The sequence below is a fragment of the Tenggerimyces flavus genome (assembly GCF_016907715.1).
GTDB lineage: Bacteria > Actinomycetota > Actinomycetes > Propionibacteriales > Actinopolymorphaceae > Tenggerimyces > Tenggerimyces flavus.
The window spans coordinates 5,629,005-5,651,588 of sequence record NZ_JAFBCM010000001.1; the positions used below are offsets into that span (position 1 = coordinate 5,629,005).

At 67.4% G+C, this 22,584-nt stretch carries 25 protein-coding genes; 1 reads left to right on the forward strand and 24 read right to left on the reverse strand.

Translation table 11 applies throughout. From position 1 onward, the window contains the following. Positions 1 to 125 precede the first annotated feature (125 nt). The 10 genes from JOD67_RS26295 to JOD67_RS26340 all read right to left on the reverse strand — a co-directional run bounded on the left by JOD67_RS26295 (position 126) and on the right by JOD67_RS26340 (position 9,512). The gene (locus tag JOD67_RS26295; protein ID WP_205120373.1) at positions 126 to 1,094 is read right to left on the reverse strand and encodes a LysR family transcriptional regulator; all 969 of its coding nucleotides are present in this window, start codon (positions 1,092 to 1,094) and stop codon (positions 126 to 128) included. A gap of 30 nt (positions 1,095 to 1,124) precedes the next feature. Continuing rightward, positions 1,125 to 1,637, reverse strand: a complete 513-nt coding sequence (locus JOD67_RS26300) for a 2,4'-dihydroxyacetophenone dioxygenase family protein (protein WP_205120374.1) — start codon at positions 1,635 to 1,637, stop codon at positions 1,125 to 1,127. A gap of 115 nt (positions 1,638 to 1,752) precedes the next feature. Further along, complete coding sequence (locus JOD67_RS26305) at positions 1,753 to 2,475, reverse strand: SDR family NAD(P)-dependent oxidoreductase (RefSeq protein WP_205120375.1); 723 nt, start codon at positions 2,473 to 2,475, stop codon at positions 1,753 to 1,755. Positions 2,476 to 2,484: 9 nt separating this feature from the next. Further along, complete coding sequence (locus JOD67_RS26310) at positions 2,485 to 3,870, reverse strand: GH1 family beta-glucosidase (protein ID WP_205120376.1); 1,386 nt, start codon at positions 3,868 to 3,870, stop codon at positions 2,485 to 2,487. Between the two features lie 8 nt (positions 3,871 to 3,878). Next, positions 3,879 to 4,808: an aldo/keto reductase gene (locus JOD67_RS26315; RefSeq protein ID WP_205120377.1), complete on the reverse strand. Its 930-nt coding sequence runs from the start codon at positions 4,806 to 4,808 to the stop codon at positions 3,879 to 3,881. Next, positions 4,805 to 5,593, reverse strand: coding sequence for a VOC family protein (locus JOD67_RS26320; RefSeq protein WP_205120378.1), 789 nt, complete (start codon positions 5,591 to 5,593; stop codon positions 4,805 to 4,807). Before JOD67_RS26320 ends, JOD67_RS26315 begins: the two co-directional genes overlap by 4 nt. 33 nt (positions 5,594 to 5,626) lie before the next feature. Further along, a complete protein-coding gene (locus tag JOD67_RS26325; RefSeq protein WP_205120379.1) occupies positions 5,627 to 6,529 on the reverse strand; it encodes a carbohydrate ABC transporter permease in 903 nt (300 codons plus the stop codon). Further along, the gene (locus tag JOD67_RS26330) at positions 6,522 to 7,448 is read right to left on the reverse strand and encodes a carbohydrate ABC transporter permease (RefSeq protein ID WP_205120380.1); all 927 of its coding nucleotides are present in this window, start codon (positions 7,446 to 7,448) and stop codon (positions 6,522 to 6,524) included. Before JOD67_RS26330 ends, JOD67_RS26325 begins: the two co-directional genes overlap by 8 nt. Beyond that, a complete protein-coding gene (locus JOD67_RS26335) occupies positions 7,445 to 8,734 on the reverse strand; it encodes an ABC transporter substrate-binding protein (RefSeq protein ID WP_205120381.1) in 1,290 nt (429 codons plus the stop codon). Before JOD67_RS26335 ends, JOD67_RS26330 begins: the two co-directional genes overlap by 4 nt. Positions 8,735 to 8,825: 91 nt before the next feature. Then, complete coding sequence (locus tag JOD67_RS26340; protein WP_205120382.1) at positions 8,826 to 9,512, reverse strand: endonuclease/exonuclease/phosphatase family protein; 687 nt, start codon at positions 9,510 to 9,512, stop codon at positions 8,826 to 8,828. Positions 9,513 to 9,982: 470 nt separating this feature from the next. Here JOD67_RS26340 and JOD67_RS26345 point away from each other — a divergent pair, with 470 nt between their 5' ends. Then, the gene (locus JOD67_RS26345; RefSeq protein ID WP_205120383.1) at positions 9,983 to 10,420 is read left to right on the forward strand and encodes a hypothetical protein; all 438 of its coding nucleotides are present in this window, start codon (positions 9,983 to 9,985) and stop codon (positions 10,418 to 10,420) included. On the opposite strand, the gene JOD67_RS26350 is transcribed toward JOD67_RS26345, so the two are convergent. The 14 genes from JOD67_RS26350 to iolC form a co-directional block, all read right to left on the reverse strand. Beyond that, positions 10,421 to 10,588 (reverse strand): hypothetical protein, encoded by a 168-nt coding sequence (locus JOD67_RS26350; RefSeq protein WP_205120384.1) that lies wholly within the window; start codon positions 10,586 to 10,588, stop codon positions 10,421 to 10,423. Between the two features lie 224 nt (positions 10,589 to 10,812). After that, positions 10,813 to 11,145 carry a hypothetical protein gene (locus JOD67_RS26355; RefSeq protein WP_205120385.1) on the reverse strand — a complete coding sequence of 111 codons (333 nt, stop codon included), beginning with the start codon at positions 11,143 to 11,145 and terminating at the stop codon, positions 10,813 to 10,815. Next, the gene (locus tag JOD67_RS26360) at positions 11,145 to 11,426 is read right to left on the reverse strand and encodes a hypothetical protein (protein ID WP_205120386.1); all 282 of its coding nucleotides are present in this window, start codon (positions 11,424 to 11,426) and stop codon (positions 11,145 to 11,147) included. Before JOD67_RS26360 ends, JOD67_RS26355 begins: the two co-directional genes overlap by 1 nt. Further along, positions 11,419 to 12,039 (reverse strand): DUF416 family protein, encoded by a 621-nt coding sequence (locus tag JOD67_RS26365; protein WP_205120387.1) that lies wholly within the window; start codon positions 12,037 to 12,039, stop codon positions 11,419 to 11,421. The genes JOD67_RS26360 and JOD67_RS26365 overlap by 8 nt, the downstream gene beginning before the upstream one ends. Then, a complete protein-coding gene (locus JOD67_RS26370) occupies positions 12,032 to 12,580 on the reverse strand; it encodes a hypothetical protein (protein ID WP_205120388.1) in 549 nt (182 codons plus the stop codon). The genes JOD67_RS26365 and JOD67_RS26370 overlap by 8 nt, the downstream gene beginning before the upstream one ends. Before the next feature lie 149 nt (positions 12,581 to 12,729). Further along, positions 12,730 to 13,608 (reverse strand): TIM barrel protein, encoded by an 879-nt coding sequence (locus JOD67_RS26375; RefSeq protein ID WP_205120389.1) that lies wholly within the window; start codon positions 13,606 to 13,608, stop codon positions 12,730 to 12,732. Beyond that, a complete protein-coding gene (locus JOD67_RS26380; protein WP_205120390.1) occupies positions 13,605 to 14,453 on the reverse strand; it encodes an ATP-binding cassette domain-containing protein in 849 nt (282 codons plus the stop codon). Before JOD67_RS26380 ends, JOD67_RS26375 begins: the two co-directional genes overlap by 4 nt. Beyond that, positions 14,450 to 15,481 (reverse strand): ABC transporter permease, encoded by a 1,032-nt coding sequence (locus tag JOD67_RS26385; RefSeq protein ID WP_205120391.1) that lies wholly within the window; start codon positions 15,479 to 15,481, stop codon positions 14,450 to 14,452. The genes JOD67_RS26380 and JOD67_RS26385 overlap by 4 nt, the downstream gene beginning before the upstream one ends. Continuing rightward, a complete protein-coding gene (locus JOD67_RS26390) occupies positions 15,481 to 16,503 on the reverse strand; it encodes a sugar ABC transporter substrate-binding protein (RefSeq protein ID WP_205120392.1) in 1,023 nt (340 codons plus the stop codon). Before JOD67_RS26390 ends, JOD67_RS26385 begins: the two co-directional genes overlap by 1 nt. A 31-nt stretch (positions 16,504 to 16,534) precedes the next feature. Then, positions 16,535 to 18,031, reverse strand: coding sequence for a CoA-acylating methylmalonate-semialdehyde dehydrogenase (locus JOD67_RS26395; RefSeq protein WP_205120393.1), 1,497 nt, complete (start codon positions 18,029 to 18,031; stop codon positions 16,535 to 16,537). Between the two features lie 12 nt (positions 18,032 to 18,043). Further along, positions 18,044 to 19,912: a 3D-(3,5/4)-trihydroxycyclohexane-1,2-dione acylhydrolase (decyclizing) gene (gene iolD / locus JOD67_RS26400; protein WP_205120394.1), complete on the reverse strand. Its 1,869-nt coding sequence runs from the start codon at positions 19,910 to 19,912 to the stop codon at positions 18,044 to 18,046. Next, positions 19,909 to 20,781, reverse strand: a complete 873-nt coding sequence (gene iolB, locus JOD67_RS26405; protein ID WP_205120395.1) for a 5-deoxy-glucuronate isomerase — start codon at positions 20,779 to 20,781, stop codon at positions 19,909 to 19,911. Before iolB ends, iolD begins: the two co-directional genes overlap by 4 nt. Continuing rightward, positions 20,778 to 21,665: a Cgl0159 family (beta/alpha)8-fold protein gene (locus JOD67_RS26410; protein WP_205120396.1), complete on the reverse strand. Its 888-nt coding sequence runs from the start codon at positions 21,663 to 21,665 to the stop codon at positions 20,778 to 20,780. Before JOD67_RS26410 ends, iolB begins: the two co-directional genes overlap by 4 nt. Further along, positions 21,652 to 22,584: a 5-dehydro-2-deoxygluconokinase gene (gene iolC, locus JOD67_RS26415; protein ID WP_239555570.1), complete on the reverse strand. Its 933-nt coding sequence runs from the start codon at positions 22,582 to 22,584 to the stop codon at positions 21,652 to 21,654. Before iolC ends, JOD67_RS26410 begins: the two co-directional genes overlap by 14 nt.

Below are 22,584 nucleotides of genomic sequence, written 5' to 3' on the forward strand. Positions count from 1 at the left end.
CCCGGATCCGACTCGACCCGTGACGAATACGAAGAGACGTCGTGGCCCGTCTCCCGAGCCTGTGCGAGCTCGTTCTGCGCCAGGACACGCAAATCTATCCCGTGGTCTTCCATCAAAGACTCCGATCACTCAGCCGACGCCGGCTGCAACACGTTCTCGATCCACGACCACCGCGGCGGCGCGATCGCGGACACCAGGTCGTGCACGGCCGACGTCGCCGGCGACCGCGGATGGTCCGACCGCCACCACATCGCAACCTCGCGTTGACAGTGGGCGTCGGCGATCGGTACGAGGCGTACGCCGTCCAGGTTGGACGTCGTCATCGCCAGGCAGTTCGTCACGCCCGTACCCAACCCGCGCCGCACCAGCGCCACCAGCGTCTGCGGCTGGTTGGTCCGGAACGACACATGAGGCGTTAACCCCGCTTGGTCGAACGCGAGGTTGGTCTCGAACTGCGAGCTCGTCCGGTCCTCGTCCTCGCCGATCGTGATCAGGTCCATCCCCGCGAGCTCGCCCAGCTGCGCGAACGGTTCCCGCGCCATCGGATGCGAAGCGCCCACGACCGCCACGAGCGGCTCGCGCCACAGCACCGCGCGGGCCAGCTTGTCGCCCATCACCGGCGGCAGAACGGGACGGATCGCGAGATCCGCGTCTCCGTTGAGCAACATGCTGTCCAGCTCCTTCGTCGCGCCCTCGCGCAAGACGAGCTTGACGTGCGGATGGACGCGCCCGAGTTGCACCAACAGCTCGGGGATGAGGAACGCCGAAGCGCTCGGATAGATGCCGAGCCGGACCTCGCCGTGCATGACGCCGTCTGCAGCGGAGGCCTCGTCGGCCAACGCCTGCAGCTGCTCGAGCATCTCCAGCGCGTGCGGCAGGATCGCCCGCCCCTCCGGCGTCAGGACGGCGGGATGCATCGAACGGTCGAACAGCTTCACGCCCAACGCGCGTTCCAGCTCAGCCACGTAGATGCTGATCCGCGGCTGCGAACGGTAGAGCGCCCCGGCCGCCGCCGAGAACCCGCCATACTGCGCGACCGCGACGAAGCTCGCGATCCAGTCCAACCGGTACCGGTAGATCTGCGCCAGGTCCATGCCGGCCTCCTGCTGCGTCAGACCTCCACGCTACCTGAGGAACTGGTTCACGTAGTCGGCTCCGAGCCCCACCTTCTCGTAGTGCCGGCGGCACAGCTCGATCTTCGTCCAGACGTCCTCGTACCCGATCTGCCGGCCCTCGTTGTCGAGGTAGATCATCGCGCCCGTGATGTTGAAGAACGTGATCATCTCCTCGCAGTCCTCGGGCACCGTGAGCGTGTGGATCTCCCCCGGCGGCTCGTAGACGAAGTGTCCGGCTTCGGCCATCCACGGGTGCTCGTAGTAGTGCCATTTGCCCTTGATGACATAGCCGTACACCGCCGCCGGGTGCCGGTGCCTGGACACGATCCCAGACCGGGTGACGCGGAGCAGGTTGCACCACTGCCCGACCACGGTGTTGAACATCAGCGGCCGGAAGAACACGTTCGGCTCCTGCTCGACCCAGACGCGGTCGTCGTCCGGGACCGCCGGGATCGCGATCTCCTGCAGGACGCCCTGGGACTCCAGGACCTTGCCGAACACGATGTTGTTGTCGTCGCTCATCGATCTCCTCTAGCCATCTTTGTAGCGGCTCCGGCTCGCTCAGTTTCGCCGCACGCCACCGCCTGTCGGGCGGCGATCCGATGTTCTTTTTGGGCTTCTTCGACGAGCCGGACCGCTAGGCCGCTAGGTATCCCCCGTCGACCGGCACCACCGCGCCGGTGATGAACGCGGCTGCCGGCGAGGCCAGGAACGCCACGGTGTCGGCCACGTCCGCCGGCATCCCCCACCGACGCAGGGGCGTCCGGTCGAGGATCCGCCGCTCGGCCTCCTGGTCGTCCTGGAGCGCGGCCGTCAGGTCCGTACGGATCCAGCCGGGTGCGACGGCGTTCACCCGGATGTCGTCCTCGGCGTACGCGACCGCCAGCGCCTTGGTGAGCTGGACGACGCCGCCCTTGCTCGCCGAGTACGCCGGCACGAGCGGCCCGCCGAAGTAGCTCAACATCGAAGCGATGTTGATGATGCAGCCCTGCGACGCCGCCAGCAGGTCGTGGGAGGCGACGCACGCGCGCATCGTTCCGGTCAGGTTGACGTCCACGACCTGCGCGAACACGTCGAGCTTGTACTCCAGCTTGCGGCGGATGATGCCGGCGCAGTTGACGAGGACGTGCAGCTCACCCAACTCCTCGACGACGCTCTCCAGCTCGCCGTCGCGGGAGATGTCGACCTGGACGAACTTCGTGCCCGTCGGGAGCGGGGCGTCGCTCGGCAGCCCGGCGGCGGTGACCTTCGCGCCGAGCTCGCCGAACCGTTCGGCCACCGCCCCGCCGATGCCGCCCGTGCCCCCGACGACGAGGACCGACCTCCCGGCGAACAGGTCAGGGCGGAGGACCGTGTCCACTTGTACTCCTCAGACCGCTGCTTCTGGCAGCGCGTTGGACTTCGCCACACCGGCGAACCAGGCGGCGCTCGACTTCGCAATCCGTTCCTGCGTGGCGTAGTCGACGTACACCAGGCCGAACCGCTTGGTGAACGCGAACGACCACTCGAAGTTGTCGGTGAACGTCCAGGCGAAGTAGCCGCGAAGGTCGACGCCCTCCTCGATCGCCTGCCGGCACGAGCGCAGATGCCCGTCGAAGTAGGAGATCCGGTCGGGATCGTCTACCGTGCCGTCGTCGGCGACGACGTCCTTGCACGCCATGCCGTTCTCCGTGACGTACAACGCGATCGGCGGATAGTTGGTGTGGATCTTCACCAGCAGGCGGCGCAGCGCGTCCGGCTCGATCTCCCAGCCCATGTCGGACTCGGGGAAGCCGCGCTTGACGCCCTCCAGGTCCCCGCCACCGGGATACAGCCGGACCGTGCCCTCGGGCTCCGGCTCGGCACGCCGGCGGACGGTCGAGGGGTTGTAGTAGTTGATGCCGAGAACGTCGATCGGCTGCGCGATGAGCTTTTCGTCGCCCTCCTTGAGGAAACTCAGGTCGACCTGCGCCGCCCTCAGGTCCTCCAGCATGTCCTCGGGATAGCGGCCGAGCAGGATCGGGTCGAGGAACATCCGCAGCCCGAAGCCGTCGGCGCGGCGGGCGGCGTCCTTGTCCTCGGGGCTGTCGGTTGCGGGCGCGACGATCGGGGTGTTGTGCGTGATGCCGAGCTGGCGGTCGGCCCTGATCGAGCGCATCCGTTCGACCGCGAGGCCGTGGCCGAGGTTGAGGTGGTGCACGGCCGCGATCGTCTTCTCCGGCTCCTGCCGGCCGGGCGCGTGGACGCCGTTGCCGTAGCCGAGGTACGCCGAGCACCACGGCTCGTTCAGCGTGGTCCAGTACTGGACCCGGTCGTTCAGCCGTGCGTACGTCTCGGCGGCGTAGTCGGCGAACCGCTCGGCCGTGTCCCGTACGGGCCAGCCGCCCGCGTCCTCCAGCGGCTGCGGCAGGTCCCAGTGGTAGAGCGTGACCCAGGGCTGAACGCCGGTCTCGAGCAGCTTGTCGATGAGTCGTTGGTAGAAGTCGAAGCCCGCTTGGTTGAACGCGCCGCTGCCGGTCGGCTGGATCCGGGGCCAGGCGATCGAGAAGCGGTAGTGGGTGAAGTTGAGCGACGCCATCAGGTCGACGTCCTCGGCGTAGCGGTGGTAGTGGTCGCACGCGATGTCACCGGTGTCGCCGTTCGCGGTCTTGCCGGGCGTCCGTGCGAACGTGTCCCAGATGGACGGCCCGCGCCCGTCCTCGTCCACAGCGCCTTCGATCTGGTAGCTCGCGGTGGCGGTTCCCCACGCGAAGCCCTCCGGGAAGCTGTTGGTCACGTCGGCTCCTAGTCCTTGGTGAGAGGTGAGAGGGCTTGCCACAGGTCGTCGGGGATCGGCCAGGTGGCCCAGTCGACGGCCTGCTCGACCCGTTCCGGCGACGACATGCCGACGACCGTCGAGGTGATCCGCGGATCCCTGGTCGAGAACTGCAGGGCAGCCGCGCCCAGGGGTACGCCGGCCTCGGCGCACAGGGTGGCCATCGCGCGTACACGCTCGAGCACATCCGGCTTGGCGTCGGCGTACGCGTACTTCCGCAACGCCTCCGGCCCCTTCGCGAGGATGCCGCCGCCGAACGGCGCCGCGTTGAGCACCGCGACCCCTGCACCCGTCGCCTCGTCCAGCAACGGCGTCGCGGACTGGTCGACGAGCGTGAACCGGTTGTGGGTGAGCACGACCTCGAACGCGCCCGTCCGGACGAACTGCCGCATCAGCTCGATGTCGCCGCCGGCCACGCCGAGGTGCTCGGCGAGGCCCTCCTCCTTGAGCGCGAGCAGCGCGTGGACCGCGCCGCCCGGTGCCATCGCGGCCTCGAACCCGATGCCCTCCGGATCGTGTAGATGCAGCAGCTGGAACCGTTCGAGCCCCAGCCGCTCCAGGCTGGCCTCGGCGGATCGGCGTACGGCAGGGCCGTCGAACTCGCCGGTCTCCGGGTCCGGGTCGACCTTGGTCGCGAGCACGTGCCCCTCGGGCAGCCCGCCGACCTCGGCGAGGGCGGCGGCGACGCGGCGTTCGCTCTCCCCGTCGGAGTAGCCCGCGGAGGTGTCCAGGAAGTTGATCGGCGACTCCAGCGCCGCCCGTACGGTCGCGATCCCCTGCTCGGCCGGCACGTCGTACCCGAAGATGCTGGGCATGCTGCCGAGCACGCCGCCGCCGAGGCAGACCGGCGTGACCTCGAGCCCCGTGCCGCCGAGCGGCCGGCGTTCCAGCGTGGTCATCCGGCGACCACCAGCGGCACGTCTCCCGGACCGACCGCGCTGCCTGCCGGTGCGCCGGCCTTGGCGTCGAACCCGAAGCGCCGCAGGCCGATCCGGTCCGGCTCGCCCACGCCGTCGCGGCGGTGCGTGGCCTCGCCGTACGTGAACACCTCGAGCGTGCCGGCGCCGTCGAGGCTGCGCAGGTTCGTGATGAGGAAGCCGCGCGGGTCGTCCTCGCGGACGAGCTGCCCGGCGACGCCGAGACCCAGCTCGTCGCGGTAGTACCCGAGCGCCTCGTCCAGGTCGGGCACGGTGACCGCGATGTGGTCGAAGCGCGGCGCGCCGACCCAGCCCTTGTCGGCGGAGATCTCGGCGTCGACCAGCTCCTGCGACCAGAGGTTGTTGTGCTGGACGTACCCCTGGACGAACTCCAGGTAGGCGCCATCGGGGTCGAAGAAGAACGCGATCCGTACCCCGCCGAACGCGTCCAGCGGGTCGAGGGTGAACTGGACGCCGGCGGCCTTGAGCCGTTCGACCCAGCCGTCGATGTCGGCGACCTTCAGCCCGAAGTGCCGGATCCCGCACTGCAGGTCGTCGCGGTCCCAGTTGTTCTCCCGACCGTCCGCGCCGACCTCGACGAGCCTCACCTCGGCGGGGCCAGCCTGGAGCGTACGGACCTTGTGCCCGTCCGCGTCGGTGCTGGTGTCGCCGAGCGGGAGGTCGAGCAGGCCGCCGTAGAACTCCTCCGACCGGCCGAGATCGGTGACGCCGATCTCGACGTACGTCATGCCTATCGCGTCTGTCACGCGGATCTCCTTCATTGCTTGAACTCAGTCATCTCAGGTTTTGAGCGCACCCATGGTCAGACCCTGCACGAACTGACGCTGCATCCGCACGTAGACGACCACAATCGGCACGATCGAGATCACCAGCGCGGCGCAGAGGATCGGCCAGTTCGTGGAGTACTGGCCCTGCATGGACAGCAGCACGGGCTGCAGCGGGAGCTTGTCGGGGGTCTGCAGCAGGGTGTTGGCGAGGATGAACTCGTTCCACGTGAACATGAACTGGAAGATGACGAGCGTGGCGACGCCCGGGCCGGCGAGCGGGAGCATCACACTCCAGAAGATGCGGAACTCGCTGGCCCCGTCGACGCGGGCGCTGTCGGCGAGCTCGGCGGGGAGCGTCTCGAAGAAGGCGCGCATGAGGAACATCGCGAATGGCAGGCTGGTGCCGATGTACACCAAGATCAGCCCGGACGAGGTGTCGAGCAGGTTGAACTGCTTCAGCTCGAGGAACAGCGGCACGATCACGGCGGTGCCGGGGAGCAGCATCGTGCTGAGCAGCGTGAAGTAGAGGATGCGCTTGGCGGGGAAGTCGAGCTTGGCGAACGCGTACCCGGCGAGCGTGGCGAGGAACACCACCGCGAGCACGGTGGCCCCGGTGATCCAGAGGCTGATCAGGAAGCTCCTCGGCAGGTTCACCTGGGTCCAGACCTGCACGTACGCGGCGAACGTGAAGGTCCTGGGGATGATGCCTTCGCTGAAGACGGTGTTGCTCGCGCGCAGGGACGTCAACACCATCCACACAAAGGGAAACGCGGTGCCGACCGAGAGCAGGGTGAGCGCGAGGTAGCCGATCGTTCGCGCGATGCCTCGTTTGGTCTGGTAGCGGCGCCGGCTCTGCCTGTCTGCTTCGGCCTGGCCGTTCCTCGTCACTGTTGCTTGTTGAAGGGTGCTAGACATCGCGCGCCCTCCTCGTCATCCAGAACTGGAGGAAGACGGCGGCCATGCCGAGGACGAACACGACCATGCTCACCGCGGTCGCGTACCCGACGACGGGGATCGCGCCGGCGGTCGAGCCGAACGCGAGGCCGTACAGGTAGGTGCCGAGGACCTCCGACGCGTGGTTCGGCCCGCCGCCGGTCATGACGAAGATGAGCTCGAACGCCTTGACCCCGCCGAGCACGTTGAGCGTGACGACCACGGCGGTGACGGGGCGCAGCATCGGAACCGTGATGTACCACAGCTCTTTGAGCTTGGTGGCACCGTCGACCTTCGCCGCCTCGTACAACGTCTGGTCGATGCCTTGTAGGCCGGCGAAGTAGATCAGCATGAAGAAGCCGGCGGACTGCCAGAGCGAGACGACGAGGATCGCGGGCAGGACGGTGTTGGGGTCGGCGAGCCAGTTGTGCGCGAGGCCGCCGAGCCCGATTCCCTTCAGGGCTTCGTTGATCAGGCCGAAGTTGCCGTCGTACATGATCTGCCAGAGCACGCCGCTGACGACGAGCGAGACGACCTGCGGCATGAAGAAGATCGTGCGGAACAGCACGCTCCCCCGCCAGCCGGCGGCGAGCAGAACGGCCAACAGGAGTGGGAGAATCGTCTGCAGGATCGTGGAGACGACGGTGTAGACGAGGGTCGTTCTGAGTGACTGCCAGAAGATCGGGTCGTCCAGCAGGTTCTGGTAGTTCATCAGCCCGACGAAGCGCGGCACGCCGAAGCCGGCCCACTGCGTCAGGCTGATGTAGAACGACCTGGCGAACGGGTAGAGGACGAACGTGAGGAAGAACGCGACGATCGGCAGGATGAACAGGTAGCCGACCAGGTAGCGCTGCAGCTTCGGGCCGCTGTACCTGCCGACTGTCGCGGTGCTCGCGCTCAACGGGCCTGGGCCTTCTCGACCGCTTCCTGGATGCCCTTCGCGCCTTCCTCGGGTGTCTTGTCGCCGGCGATCACCGCGGCGAGCTGGCCGGCCGCGGCGTCGGACGAGCCCTTGCCGAACAGGATGTGGCCGCACCCGTTGCCGGCGGTGAGCCAGCTCGTCATCTTCTTCATGAACGGGTCGGAGATCTGCTCCGCCGCGGCGATGGTGGAGGGCATGCTGTTGGAGTCGTTCATGATCTTGGAGTACCGGTCGGGTTCGTAGACCCACTTGAGGAACTCGACGGCGGCTTCGGCGTTCTTGCTCGCTGCTGAGACGGCGAGGCCGGCGCCGGCCTGGTTGGCGCACCAGTGCTTGCCGCCTTGCTTCCACGCCGGGGTTTCGGCGACCTGGTAGGCGTCGACGAAGGCCTTGGGCGCGGACGTACGGAAGCCTTGCGGCTCCCAGGAGCCGGAGTAGTACATCGTGGCCTTGGAGTTGGTGAAGGCCGTACTCGCCTGCTCGCTGGTGACGCCGTTGATGCCGGGGGCGAAGCACTCCTCGTCAACGAGCTGCTTGACCTTGGCGAGGGCTTCTACTACGGCCTTGTCGCTCCATTTGGCGCCGTTGCGCTGGGCGTCGAGGTCGAGGATGAGCTGCGGCTTGTCGCTCGCCTGGGTGATGAGCGGCAGCATGAAGTCGAGGCCGGTGGGGCCGGGGTTGTTGGAGAGCGAGCAGGGGATCAGGCCGGTCTTCTCCTTGATCGCCTTGGAGGCGGCGATGAGGTCGTCCCAGGTCTCGGGCACGTCGACGCCGGCCTTGTCGAGGAGGGTGGGGTTGTAGTACATGCCGAACGTCTGGGCCATCCAGCCGAGGGCGTACTGCTTGCCGTCGTCGGTGTACTCGTCGTTGGTGGAGGGGAAGAAGCCCTTGAGGAAGTCCTCGCCGAAGGCTTCCTTCAGATCGAGGGCGATGCCGGCTTTGCCGTACTCGATCGCGAGCACGTGCGGCGCGTAGATGTCCGGCGGGTCGCCGCCGGTGACGCTCGTCTGCAGCGCGGGCAGGTAGGCGTCGGTGTCGCCGAAGATGCGATTCTCGATGGTGATGTTGGTGTGACTGGCCTCGAACTCCTTGATGAGCGCGGGCCATTGTTCGCGTTGCTCGCCGTACCAGGTCCACATGCGAACCTTGGCCTTGCCGCCGTTACTGCCGGAGCTGCCGCCGTCGCTGCAGGCCGCCGCGGTCGCCAGCGCCAGGCCCGTCGCGCCCGCGGCCCTGAGCACGTCTCGACGTGTGATGCCGGACATCGATCCTCCTCGCCACCGAAGGGATCCCCGTGTGGGGATCCTGGGCAGGCTGAGGGCCGGTGTCAAAGATCATTCGCGGGATGGATACGAGCTATTCCTTCGGCACATCGATGACCGCGAGAACGGGCAAATGGTCGGTGGCTGCTTCTAGATCGGCTCGATCATGCTCGAGGACGCCGTACTCCTTGACCTCGATGCCGCTGGTGGTGAGGACGGCGTCGATCCTTGTCCTCGGGCCTCTGGCCGGGAACGTGTCCTCCCCTTCGCCCTTGGCGGGATCTTTGTACCCAGCCTCTTCGAGCGCCCGCCAGCAAGCCCCACTGGGCGGCTCATTGAAGTCCCCAGCCACGATGCCGGGCGCCCCCAGCCCGTTCGCGACCTCGATCACCGCCTGCACCTGATCCCGCCGGCCATCGGGCTTGAGCCCGAGATGACACCCGACAACCCCAAACCTCACGCCGGCGACCTCAACCCGCGCCGAGACGACGCCCCGAATCGGATCCCGCAGCGGCTGCCTGATCCGCAGCTCGTTCGCCCCGCGAGCCATGACGCGCGGCGCGACCATGATCAGGTTGCCGCCAGCCGACCGTCCACCCGCGACGTAGACCAGCCCACAGCTGCGCGCCAGCTTGGCGGACCTGGACCGCCACCGCAGGTAGATGGGAGCCTCCTGCACGACCACAACATCCGGCCCAGCCCCCTGCACGACCCGCGTCAGAGCCCCAAAATCATCCCGCAACCCCCGCACGTTGTAGGAGAGCACCCTGATCACCGCCACACCCAGGAACGCTACCGGACGGTGCCCTCCTCACCGCGCCGACTCATCACAGGCCAGCGGCGTGACCCAGCCGAGCTCACCGGTCCCCAATCCGAAACCCACTCGCGAGCACCGCCACCGCCACCGCCACCGCAAGACTCGGCACACTCGCGGCGACCACGAAGACAGCGACCCCGGCTGAGGGATGTCGAATAGCGAAATGGCCCGAACTGATTGCCGCGGATCTCCACGACTGCCATGACCATCTCACCTAGATCGTCCAACGCCAAGGCGAAGTTGATCTCCCCGAGCTCCGCCGGCTCGAACGGCCGTACAGCCATCGGCACGGTGTCGCCATCCGACCATCCCTCGTGAGTACCTGCGCGACGCCGATTCCAACACACTGACTCAGGTGGTCACCCAAAGACACGCACTTCCCAGCTATCGTTCCCGTAGTACAAACCAGGCGGTATCTCTCGGGGAGGAGCCACGTGGTCTCTTGGCGTGACCAGGCCTCTCAGCAAGCGCAGGATGACCTGGATGGCCTCCTCGACCCGGCGATCGGATTCGCCCAACAACAGCTGGAGAAGTACCACGAGTTCTACCCATACGCTGTAGTCGTGGACGAAGGTGGCGACCACCGGATGGTCGCCGCAGAGGTCGGCAGCGAGCAACCGGCGTCAGCGGACCTGATTACGACGCTGATAGCGAGCCTGTCCGTGCAACGGGATCACCTCCGAGCGGTCGCGATCGTCGCAGACGTCCGGTTGTCTGACCAGGGAACTGACGGCATACGCGTAACCCTCGAACATGCCGAGGGCGTCGCCCTTTCCGTCGTCCTGCCCTACCGAGTTCGCCGGCTCGGACGCGGGATCAACTATGGCGACCTGCAGGCTAGCGAGGCGGTGGCGTTCATCTGGGCGAGGTGATCACCCCAGCGCGACCAGCGCCCGCTGTGCCTCCTTGCGCACCCACGCACGTTCGTCGCCCAGCATGCTCGTCCACTCGACGTCCACCGTTCGCTCGGTCGTGAACTCCAACGACAGATGGGCGCAGCCGCCCAGCTCCAAGACGAGGATCCCGTCGCAGCCGCCCACAGCTGCAGCCTGCGCAGGTCGATCGCCAACGCCTGCAACGAGATCGTTGTCGGGAACGCCCGGTCGAATCCGATCCGGGGTAGGGAATCGACATCCGTCCGTCGCGTTCATACCCGGACTGGCCCCGAGCCGAAGCAACTCCGCCGTCAGATCCCTCCGCTCCAGCTCCCGCCGCCTCGCCATCGCCCGGGCTTGCAGCTCTCGGCTTCGGTCGGAGATCGGACTCACGGCGCTGATCCGAGCAGAGGGGTCACCCAGGTGAGATCAGTCGTTCCGATCCCGAGGCCGTCGGCGAGTACCTCCACCGCCTCCGCGAGGCTCGGCACACTCGCCGTGACCACGTAGACGCCGATCCCCGCACGCGGGCTATCGAGATGCCGGACCAGGCCGAACCGATACCCGCGGACCTCGACCACCGCGTAGTAGAACTCGCCCAGCCCATCCAACTCCAGAGTGAAGCTGACGTCCGCCAGCTCCGCCGGCTCGAACGGCAGAACCGCCAACGGCACCGTGTCGCCGTCCGGCCAGCCCTCCTTGGGCACCTGCGTGATGCGCACTAGATCGACCCCGCGAAGCCGGACCTGGCGAAGCGACGGATGGCTTGAACGATCTCCTCGCGGGTCACCCTCGGCACCACCAGCATCTTGACGATCAGACTGCTGCCTCGAGCTTGCAACTCGTCCCGTAGCTCCTGCATGAGGCGGACCTCGTCGTAGACCGTGACCTCATGCACGACGCCGTCCACGACTGCTCGTACCCCGAACAGGCAGCCCTTGGATTCGATGATTCCCTCGTAGCCATCGAGATCCTCAGGAAAGGTCACCTCGATCTCAACCATCTGACACCCCCTCAGGACCGTGCGGAAAGGCAAGAGCCCAGTCGCGTCCTTCGCTCCGAGCTCGGTCTCGGAGGTGGTCCCAGTCTGGATCATCAACCTCGACAGCCGCCAGATCGACGTTGATGCCCCGGACCGCCTCGACAACGAACAAGCTGCTGCGGAGACGTTCCTCCATGGCCGGCGTGAACGTACTGCCTGACTCGAACTGCTGAGCCGCGAAGTCCGCCACGTCATAGACCTGGCGTGCGGCGTACACCGCATCCTGCACGCTATCTCGGAGCCAACTCTGGAGTGCGAAGAAGACACAGGCAGTCGCGTTCTCGGCGTACCCAGCCTCGACGAACCGAGGATGGTCTTCGGCCGGCTCGAGCGCCTCTACGGCAGCAGGCAGGTCAGAGAGGTCGACGTCATCGCGAGTGATCGCAAGCCAAACCCTCTGGATGAGAGCCGCCAACGCCTCAGAATCGCCCTCGCCTGTGACCGACTGGAACCGCACGTAGAGAGGCCACAACCGCTCCGCACAGGCCGCCGAGAAGGCCACTCTCCGTCGCCGATCGAGCCGACCCAGCCTCAACGCCAGCTCGGCTTCGTGGGCGCCGAACTCGTTAGTCATGCGGGCCGAGGTCGATCTTCGAGATCCGTCCGCCAAGCCCTACGCGGATGGCTTCCAACCGAAGTCTTCCCATCAGGTGCCAGTAGACGCTCGTGTCGGTGAGGTCGACGTTCGTACCGTCGTCCAATCCTCCAAGGAAGAGCGGGGTCCGGTAGCCGACGCATTTGTCGAACGGGATCGGCTTGGTGTTCTCCGCGGTCCAGTCGGTGAAGTACGCCGTGACGAGATCCTCGTCCACGTGCTCGACCAGCTCGACATCGTGGAACTCCGTGAACCGCCCAGGCACCTCGAAGACCTCGCCCGTCCCCGGTTCGAACATCGACACACCTGGATCGGACTCCACCCCTCGCGACCGATCGATCGAGAACTGGCGTCCCAGCCAGTCGAAACCGAAACACCCCAGCCGCGAGCGATAGTTGGGGAACGCGGCGCCGACCAGTCGATCGAACTCGTCAGCTGACGCCCTCGTGTGGATGCGATAGAGCCCGTCCTCGAACGTGCAGCCTCCGTAGGCCTCCAGAAGGTCGTCAAGGCCTGTCACACCTGTAGCCGGACCGCTCGGCGTTCCGGATGTCAGCCTGAACGCGTCGAGAAAGCGCTCAAGCATCTGGCTCCCTCCCTTCGAGCACGACGACGATCAGGCGCGAGAGTCGTAGAACTCCCTGTAGGTGAACGGGATCGCGTCGTTCATCAGGCTGCGGCGAGGGACTTCAGGAAGGTGACGCTGCGGTGGGCGTCGGCTAGGGGGCCGGTGCCGGAGGTGGGGGTGGCGGTGAGGGCGGTGTCCTGTTCCAGCACGTACCAGCCCTGGTAGCCCGCTGACTCCAGCGTCGAGACGATCCCGGCGATGTCGAGGTCTCCCTCTCCCAGCGGGGTGAACATGCCGGCGCGGACTCCGTCGATGAACGGCGTGGTGCCTTCGGCTACGGACTTCGCGATCGTGAGGTTCACGTCCTTCAGGTGGACGTGGCCGATCCGCTCCGGTGCCTTCTGGGCTAGGGCCAACGGGTCTGTGCCGCCGATGGCTAGGTGGCCGGTGTCTAGGCAGAGTGGGACGTCGGACGAGTCCAACAAGCGGGTCACGGAGGCCGCCGATTCGATGGCTGTGCCCACGTGGGGGTGGAGCGTTGTGCGCAGGCCGTGGGACTCCGCGATCGCGCTGACGGCGGCGATGTTAGAGACCAGGTTGGACCATTCCGCGTCCGTCAGTTCGGACCTGGCGTCGTACGACGAGCCGCCCAGGTCGGCGGCCAGGACGACTACCTCGGAGCCACCTCCCGCCAGCGTCGCGATCGCCGCTTCTGCGGCAGACAGGTCCGGTGATGGTGAGGCATGGAGGACCACCGGCAGGAAGCCGCCGACCAGAGACATCCCGTGGGCGGCGAGCGCCGAACGGACGTCCGAAGGCGACGCGCCAAGGTAGCCGGTCGGCCCGAGTTCCGTCGCCGACAAGCCCAGCGACGCCATCTCCGAAAGCACCACGGACGGTGGCAGTTCGACACCCCAGCCCGGGACCTCGCACACACCCCAGGTGATGGGCGCCCCGGCGACGCGCGACAGAAAGCTCACTTCTCCACCCCTCCTGACGGTTCCACGGAGGCCTCGACCTCCGACAACACCTCCGACGACACCACACCACGCTGCTCGAGCTCGTGCCCCAGAGCCTCCAGCTCCGACCCGCCAGCCATCTCCCGCGTCAGCTCAGGCAACGTCAGAGACGAACGCGAGTACGACCCCACCATCGCCCCGCGCTTCAGCAACACGAACCGATCCCCCACCAGGTAAGCGTGATGCGGGTTGTGCGTGATGAACACGACCCCCAACCCCGCATCCCGCGCAGCCGCCACGTACTTCAAAACCACGCCCGACTGCTTCACGCCCAAAGCAGCCGTCGGCTCGTCCAAGATGAGCATCCGCGCCCCGAAGTACACAGCCCGCGCGATCGCCACCGACTGCCGCTCGCCACCCGACAGCGTCCCGATCGGCTGGTCCACGTCCCGCAGGTCGATCCCCATCTTCGCGAGCTCGGCCTTCGTCGTACGCCGCATGAACGACACGTCAAGTCGCCGGAACGGCCCAAACCCACGCGTCGGCTCCGACCCCAGGAAGAAGTTCCGCCAGATCGGCATCAACGGTACGACAGCCAAATCCTGATACACCGTGGCGATCCCGAGCTCCAGAGCCTGCCGTGGCGACGAGAACGACACCGCGCGGCCATCGACCCGCAAGACCCCAGAAGAGTGCGCATGAGCCCCGGAAAGGATCTTGATGAACGTCGACTTCCCCGCACCGTTGTCACCCAGCACGCAAGTCACCTCACCCGCGTGCACAGTAGTCGTCACATCGCGCAAGGCCACGATCGAACCGTACGACTTCCCCAACCCCTCGACTTCCAACAAAGCAGGAGCAGTCATCGGCTCACCTCCGCCCGCCGGCGCACCCAGTTGTTCACCAACACCGCACCGAGCAGCATCACGCCCAGGAACGCCTTCAGCCAGTTGTTGTCCCACTGCGCGAAGACGATCCCCTGGTACGTCATCCCGTAGATCAACGCACCCAGCGCCGCGCCGATCGCCGACCCGTAGCCACCGGTCAGCAGACACCCACCAACAACAGCGCAGATGATGTAGATGAACTCCTCACCCACACCCGTCGAAGCCTGCACCGTCGACGTGTCGAAGAGCTGCAACATCCCCGCCAGCCAACCCGCGCCGGCCGTGGCCATGAACAGCCCGACTTTCGTACGCATCAACGGCACACCGACCTGCCGAGCACTCGTCTGAGCCCCACCGACAGCGAAGATCCAGTTCCCCGCCCGCGTCCGCAGCAACACCCACGTCGCCACCACCGTCAGCACGATCCACCACACGATGGACACCTGGAACGACGCACCGAACAAGGCGAAAGTCGACCCGAACAGCCACTTCACATCGAAGAACCCCGGGATGTTCGCCATCCCCTGGATCGCCACCTGACCGATGATCGACTTCGTCAACGCCAGGTTGATCCCCTGCAGGACGAAGAACGTCCCCAACGTCACGATGAACGAAGGCAAGCCCGTCCGCATCACCATGAAGCCGTTCGCCGCGCCAATCACCAGCGCGAACACCAGCGCCAGCACCACTGCCAACCAGATGTTGACGCTGTAGTGCGTCGTCAAAATACCGACGATCAGTCCCGACGACCCCACCATCGTGCCAGCGGATAGATCGAACTCCCCGCCAATCATCAACAGCGCAACGGCAATCGCCATGATCCCGAACAGCGAAGCAGATTCGAGCCAGGTCGCCACGCCGCCTGGCGACAGGAACGCGTCGGTCATCACGCTGAAGAAGACGAACACCGCGATCGCCGCCACCGCCGCCCCGACCTCGGGTCGGCGGAGCAGCCGCGTCACCGGGCTGACCCGGGTCAGCCGATCGTCCGACGCTACCGCCGTCATCAACGGGTGCCGTTGGCCGCGAACTGCTTCACCTGCGCGGCGTTCTCCTTGGTGACGAACCCAGGCCCGGAGTACACCGGCTGCCCGCCGCCGACGTCGTTGCCGTTGCGGATCTTCAGCGCGATGAAGCTGACCGGCAGATACCCTTGCAGGTAGGGCTGCTGGTCGACGGCGAACAGCATGTCACCCGCCGCCACCGCGTCGCAGATGTCGGCCGAGATGTCGAACGTCGCGAGCTGAGCCTGGCTGCCGGCCTCGGACTTCGCCTGCACAGCGGCCTTTGCCACCACCGGGTTCAGCGTGAGCACACCGTTGATCGACTTGTCCGCAAGCAACTTGCTCTTGATCGTGTTCTGCGCGTCAGCGGCGTTCGACACGTCGACCTGCAGATTGTCCAACGTACCGCCGAGCGTCTTCCGCGCACCGTTGCAGCGAGCCTCGAGCCCGACGTTGCCAGCCTCGTGCACCACGCAGATCGCCTTGGTCACACCGGCTTCCTTGAGCTTCTCGCCAGCCGCCTCGCCGGCGAGCTCCTCGCTCTGCCCGACGTGCGTCAGGGCACCGAACGCCTTCGACTGCTCGAGCCCGGAGTTCATCGTGATCACCGGAATCCCAGCGGCCACGGCCTTCTCGACGCTCCCCTTCACCCCGTCCGGGTTCGCCATCGAGACGACCAGCCCGTCGACCTTCTGCGCGACCGCGTTGTCGATGAGCTGGCTCTGCTTGGCCGGGTCGCCGTCACCGTTGTACGTGACGTTGACGCCGAGCTCCTTGCCCGCGGACTCCGCTCCGGTCTTCACGATGTCCCAGAACGTGTCGCCGGCCTTGCCGTGGCTCACCACCGCGACGGTGATGTCGTCAGAAGGCGCCGCACCGCCGCCCGAATCCGGCGAGCCGGAGCTGGTGGGCTCGTTGCTGCCGCTGGAGCCGCCGCCGGTGTTCTGCGGCGCGTTGTTCGAGCAGCCGGCCGCCGCGAGTACGACGACGGATGCGAGTACGCCCAGGCACTTCAGGAACTTCATCGGTCCTCCCCTGGAAGGGTGTTCGGCGCGATCAGCGCGCGGTTGGGAAGTGGAAGCCAGCGTCGGTCGGGTGCTCGACATGAGGCCACCTCGACGTCACGGCCTTGCCGCGAGTGTAGAAGCTCACGCCCTCCGACCCGTGGATATGCCGGTCGCCGAACAGCGAGTCCTTCCACCCACCGAAGCTATAGAACGCCATCGGCACCGGGATAGGTACGTTCACCCCGATCATGCCGACCGTGACCCGCCGCTGGAACGTACGAGCCGCCTCGCCGCTGCCCGTAAAGATCGCGACCCCGTTGCCGTACGGGTTGGCGTTGACCAGTGCGATCGCCTCGTCCAACGTCTCGGCACGCAGCACGACGAGCACCGGACCGAAGATCTCGTCGGTGTAGACGCGCATCGACGGGGTCACCCGGTCGAGCAGGCTCGGCCCGACGAAGAAGCCGTTCTCGTGGCCGGCGACCGAAAGTCCGCGCCCGTCAACGACGACTTGCGCGCCCTCTCCCGCCGCTCCGTCGAGGTAGGAGGTGATGCGCTGCTGCGCCTCCCGCGTCACGACCGGTCCCATCTCCGCGGACTCGTCGTCACCCGCACCGACCTGAACGGCGGCGGCACGCGAGTCAAGCTTCGCGACCAGCGCGTCGCCAGCGGCACCGACGGCCACGACAGCCGAGATCGCCATACAGCGTTGGCCAGCCGACCCGTACCCCGCCGCCGTGATGTGGTCCGCGGCGAAGTCCAGATCCGCGTCCGGCAGGACGACCGCGTGGTTCTTCGCGCCACCCAGAGCCTGCACCCGCTTGCCCGTACGGGAGGCCCGCTCGTGCACGTACTTCGCGATCGGCGTCGAACCCACGAACGACACCGCCGCGATGTCCGGGTGATCCAGCACCGCGTCGACGGCTTCCTTGTCGCCGTGCACGACGTTGAACACCCCGTCGGGCAACCCGGCCTGCTGCCACAGCTCGGCCACGAGCCGGGACGCCGACGGGTCGCGCTCGGACGGCTTGAGCACGAACGTGTTGCCACACGCAATGGCGACCGGGTGCATCCACATCGGCACCATGGCCGGGAAGTTGAACGGCGTGATGCCCGCCACGACGCCGAGCGGCTGCCGGAACGAGTACGCGTCGATGCCGCTCGACACCTGGTCGGAGTATTCGCCCTTCAGCAGTTGGGGAATCCCGCAGCAGAACTCGATGACCTCAAGCCCGCGCAGGACCTCGCCACGCGCGTCGGACAGCACCTTGCCGTGCTCGGACGACACGATCCGCGCCAGGTCGTCGACGTGCCGGTCGACCAGCTCGCGAAACGCGAACATGATCTTCGCTCGCCGGCTGACCGAGACGTCCTGCCACGACTCGAACGCCTTCGTCGCGGCCTGGACCGCGAGGTCGACGTCCTCCGCGGTGCCGAGGACGACCTCGGCCTGCTGCTCTCCCGTCGCCGGGTTCCAGACCGGCCCGCGCCGGGTGGACGTGCCAGGCGTCGGTGCTCCGGCGATCCAGTGTTCGATGGTGCGCATAGTGGTGTCCTGTCAGAGATATCTGCGCTGGCTGGGCTTGTTCGCCTCGTACTTGGCCCGGGCGTCTCGCGTCGACTCGAGCGCCGCGACCTCGGCGACCGGAACGTCCCACCAGGCCTCGGAGGACGGTCCGCCGGCGAGCGGGTCGGTCTCGATCTGCACGAGCGTGGTGCGGGTCGCCTCGCGGGCCTTCTGCAGGGCCGAACGGAAGTCGTCGATCGTCGTCGTACGGATCACGTCGGCGCCCAGGCTCGCGGCGTTCGCGGCCAGGTCGACCGGCAGCACGTCACCGTCGAGCGCGCCCGTGGCCGGGTTGCGGTAGCGGTAGCTCGTACCGAACCGTTGCGCGCCGACGCTCTCGGACAGGTTGCCGATCGAGGCGAAGCCGTGGTTCTGCACGAGCACGATGACGAGCTTCACGTTCTCCTGCACCGCCGTGACGATCTCCTGCGCGAGCATCAAGTAGGAGCCGTCGCCGACGAACACGAACACTTCCCGGGACGGGTCCGCCAGCTTGACCCCGAGGCCCGCCGCGATCTCGTAACCCATACAGGAGTAGCCGTACTCGATGTGGTACTGCTTCGGGTCGCGCGACCGCCACAGTTTGTGTAGGTCGCCCGGCATGCTGCCCGCCGCGTTGATCACGACGTCGCGCGGGCCGCTGAGCTCGTTGACGACGCCGATCACCTCCGTCTGCGCCGGGACGGGCTGGTGGTTCACGGCGTACGCGCTGTCAACCACGCGTTGCCAGTCGGCGGACAGCACTTGCGCCCGCGTACGGTACGCCGGATCGACCGACCAGTCGGCGAGCCGCTCCTCCAGCGCTACCAGCCCGGCCCGCGCGTCGGCGAGCAGCGTCGACGCGCCCTGCTTGACCGCGTCGAAGTTCGCGACGTTGAGGTTGACGAACTTCACGTCAGGATTGGCGAAAACGCTGTTCGACGCGGTCGTGAAGTCGCTGTAGCGGGTGCCGATGCCGATCACCACGTCGGCCTCACGGGCGAGCGCGTTCGCGGCGGTCGTACCGGTCGCCCCGATCGCGCCAACGCTCGAAGGGTGGTCCCACGTCAACGAGCCCTTGCCGGCCTGGGTCTCCCCCACCGGTACGCCGGTCGCCTCGACGAACGCTTGAAGCTGCGAGGTGGCGTCGGAGTAGATCACCCCGCCGCCTGCGACGATCAGCGGCTGGCGAGCCGATCGGATCAGCTCGACCGCGCGGTCGAGGGCAGCCGGCTCGGGTACGGGACGGCCGACATGCCAGACCCGCTTGGCGAAGAACGACTCCGGCCAGTCGTACGCCTCGGCCTGCACATCCTGTGGCAGGCAGAGCGTGACCGCGCCGGTCTCGACCGGGTCGGTGAGCACGCGCATCGCGGCGAGCGCCGCCGGGACGAGCTGCTCGGGTCGGTTGATCCGGTCCCAGTACTTCGACACTGGGCGGAACGCGTCGTTGACCGAAACGTCGTACGACCGCGGGTCCTCCAGCTCCTGCAACACGGGGTTGGCCACGCGGGTCGCGAAGATGTCGCCCGGCAGCAGCAGAACGGGAATCCGGTTGATCGTGGCGAGCGCGGCGCCCGTGACCATGTTGGTCGCGCCAGGTCCGATGGACGTGGTGCAAGCGTACGTTGACAGCCGATTCTTCATGCGCGCATAGCCGACCGCGGCGTGCACCATCGACTGCTCGTTGCGGACGAGGTAGTACGGCAGCTGCTCGGGATCCTCGACGGTCGCCTCGAGCAGCCCCTGCCCGATGCCGGCGACGTTGCCGTGCCCGAAGATGCCGAAGCAGCCTGCGATCAGGCGTTGCTCGACGCCGTCGCGTTCCGTCCACTGGTTCGCCAGGAAGCGCACCAGTGCTTGTCCGACGGTGAGCCTCACGTGTGTCCTCCCATGGGAAGCCGCGGGTCGACGGGCTGGTCAGCCCAGGTCTCTCGGATCCAGCCGTGGGCCGGGTCGTCGCAGATCAGCCAGGCTCGGTCGTCGCTCGGGCCGGCCATCACGTTCAGGTAGTACAGGTCGTAGCCCGGCACCGCCATCGACGGGCCATGCCAGCCGTGCGGGATCGCCACGACGTCGCCGGTCCGCACCTCGGCGAACACGTCGATCGGCCGCTCGGCCGTGCCGTAGACCCGCTGATACGCCAGGCCCGGGCCGGTCGGGCCGTCGCCGACCTCGAAGTAGTAGATCTCCTCGAGCACCGACTCCTCGCCGGGCCGGTCCTCGTCGTGCTTGTGCGGCGGGTACGACGACCAGTTGCCCGCGGGCGTGACGACCTCGACGGCGATGAGCTTGTCGGCCTCGAACACGCCGGCGGCGCCGAAGTTGCGTACCTCGCGGCTGCACTGCCCCGCGCCGCGCAGCTCGACCGGGACCTCGGTGCCCGGGCCATACCGTGCCGTCAAGCGCCGGTTGCATTTCGCTCCGGTGAACGCGACGCGGGCGTCGGTCGCGGAACGTACGGTGACCTCGGACTCGCGCGGGGCATAGACGAAGTCGGACGGTCCGGCGAAGACCGAGTCGCGGCCGGCGAGCGCGAACGGCTCGCCGTCGACCTCGACCTGCAGGTCGCGCGCGGCGAGCGGGAGGACGACCATCTCCTCCTCGCCGGTGTCGAACGTGTGCGACTGGCCCGGCCTCAGCTCGAGCACGCGCAGGCTGCTGTACGTCCAGCCCGCCTGCTTCGGCGTGAGCTCGAGCGCCCACGGCGGGTTGACCAACGTTCCCGCTGGCCGGTGGTGTTCGCTCACGTCGGCTCCTCTGTCGGCAGCAGGCTGACGGCGGTGTCGACGGCCGCGGCGACGTCGTCGTTCGGCGGGTACAGCAGCGTTCGTCCGACGGTGAGGCCACGAACCGTCGGCAGCCGAAGTGCCTTGTCCCATTTGGCGAACGACTCGTCCGGGTCGCCGCCCTCGCCGCCGAGGAGCACGATCGGCAGCGTACTCGCGGACGCGACGCGTTCCATCTCCTCGACACAGGGCAGCTTGAGCCAGGTGTACGCGCTCGTGGTGCCGAGCGCCGAGCCGATCACGATGGACTGGATGACGGCGTCCGGGCTGAGGTCGTTCGTCAACTGCCCATTGACGCGGCGAGAGATGAACGGCTCGACGATCGCGACCTTGTCGTGGTCGGCGAGCTTCGACACCGCCCGCGCGCAGGCCTCGATGGTGTCGGCGGTCTTGGCGTCCTCAGGGTCGATGCGGAGCAGCATCTTGCCGGCGTCGAGGCCGCGCTTGTCGATGCTCTTCGCGTCGTACCCGGTGAACCGGTCGTCGGCCTCGAAGACGGCGCCGGGCAGACCGCCGCGGTTCATCGAACCGATCACGACCTTGCCCTCGAGGGCGCCGAGCAGCAGCAGGTCCTCGATCACGTCGGGGGCGGCGAGGATGCCGTCGACGCCAGGTCGCGCGAGGGCTGTTTGGAGCCTTTCGAGCAGGTCCTGGCGGTCGGCCATCGCGTTGTCCCGGCCGGCGGCGCGCAGCGCACCTCTTGCTGGGTGGTCAGCGGCGATGATCATCAGCCGGCCGGAGGGGCCGACGAACGGGCGGCGGCGGCGCGAGTCGTACGCCTCGGCGATGGATTGCGGATCGCGCATCCGGATCTCGGTGAGTTGCCGGAGGTCAACGTTCCGCATGTCCGGCCTCTCGGAGCAGTGCGTCGACCTCTTCCTCGTTCGGCATCGCGTCGGCGCAGGCGAGGCGCGCTGCGACGTATGCCCCTGCTGCGTTGGCGAAACGCATGACGCGCTCGAGCGGCCAGCCGCTGAGCAGGCCGTGGCTGAGCGCGCCGCCGAACGCGTCGCCGGCGCCGAGCCCGTTCACCACCTCGACCGGAACGGGTGGGACGCGTGCTTCCTCGTCCTTCGTTCTGGCGAGGACTCCGCGCGGGCCTTGCTTGACGACGGCGAGCTCGACGCCTCTGTCAAGGAGGGCTTGCGCCGCCTTGTCGGCGTCGCGGGTGCCGACGGCGATCTCGACCTCGTCGAGGTTGCCGACCGCGACCGTGGCGTGTTCGACCGCGCTGCCGATGACCTCGCGGGCCTCGTTCTCCGCTGGCCAGAACATGGGGCGGTAGTCGAGGTCGAGGACGGTGTGGGTCTTGTGCTCTCTGGCCTGTAGCGCTTTGAGCGTGGAGCTTCGGCTCGGCTCCTCGGACAGGCCGGTGCCGGTGACCCAGAAGATCCTTGCGTCCTTGATCGCTTCGAGGTCGAGCTCGTGCTCGTGGATCTCGAGGTCGGGCGCCTTGGGGAAGCGGTAGAAGTAGAGCGGGAAGTTGTCGGGCGGGAAGATCTCGCAGAAGACGACGGGGGTCGGCAGGTGCTCGACCGGGGTGACGTACCGGTCGTCGACGCCGAATCCCCGCAGGGCTTGGTGAATGTACTCACCGAACGGGTCTGCGCCGGTCCGCGTGATCACCGCTGATCTTCTGCCGTGCCGCGCCGCCGCGACGGCGACGTTGGTGGCGCTGCCGCCGAGGAACTTGCTGAACGTGGTGACGTCCTGCAGGTGAACGCCGAGGTCGTTCGGGTAGAGATCGACGCCGACCCGGCCCAT

What these genes read in the sequence shown, in the direction of transcription:
- JOD67_RS26295 (WP_205120373.1), bottom strand. Translation starts at nt 1,094, where the DNA reads ATGGACCTGGCGCAGATCTACCGGTACCGGTTGGACTGGATCGCGAGC.
- JOD67_RS26360 (WP_205120386.1), bottom strand. Translation starts at nt 11,426, where the DNA reads ATGGTTGAGATCGAGGTGACCTTTCCTGAGGATCTCGATGGCTACGAG.
- JOD67_RS26390 (WP_205120392.1), bottom strand. Translation starts at nt 16,503, where the DNA reads ATGAAGTTCCTGAAGTGCCTGGGCGTACTCGCATCCGTCGTCGTACTC.
- JOD67_RS26300 (WP_205120374.1), bottom strand. Translation starts at nt 1,637, where the DNA reads ATGAGCGACGACAACAACATCGTGTTCGGCAAGGTCCTGGAGTCCCAG.
- JOD67_RS26315 (WP_205120377.1), bottom strand. Translation starts at nt 4,808, where the DNA reads ATGACCACGCTGGAACGCCGGCCGCTCGGCGGCACGGGGCTCGAGGTC.
- iolC (WP_239555570.1), bottom strand. Translation starts at nt 22,584, where the DNA reads ATGGGCCGGGTCGGCGTCGATCTCTACCCGAACGACCTCGGCGTTCAC.
- JOD67_RS26395 (WP_205120393.1), bottom strand. Translation starts at nt 18,031, where the DNA reads ATGCGCACCATCGAACACTGGATCGCCGGAGCACCGACGCCTGGCACG.
- JOD67_RS26325 (WP_205120379.1), bottom strand. Translation starts at nt 6,529, where the DNA reads ATGTCTAGCACCCTTCAACAAGCAACAGTGACGAGGAACGGCCAGGCC.
- JOD67_RS26335 (WP_205120381.1), bottom strand. Translation starts at nt 8,734, where the DNA reads ATGTCCGGCATCACACGTCGAGACGTGCTCAGGGCCGCGGGCGCGACG.
- JOD67_RS26380 (WP_205120390.1), bottom strand. Translation starts at nt 14,453, where the DNA reads ATGACTGCTCCTGCTTTGTTGGAAGTCGAGGGGTTGGGGAAGTCGTAC.
- JOD67_RS26410 (WP_205120396.1), bottom strand. Translation starts at nt 21,665, where the DNA reads ATGCGGAACGTTGACCTCCGGCAACTCACCGAGATCCGGATGCGCGAT.
- JOD67_RS26365 (WP_205120387.1), bottom strand. Translation starts at nt 12,039, where the DNA reads ATGACTAACGAGTTCGGCGCCCACGAAGCCGAGCTGGCGTTGAGGCTG.
- JOD67_RS26385 (WP_205120391.1), bottom strand. Translation starts at nt 15,481, where the DNA reads ATGACGGCGGTAGCGTCGGACGATCGGCTGACCCGGGTCAGCCCGGTG.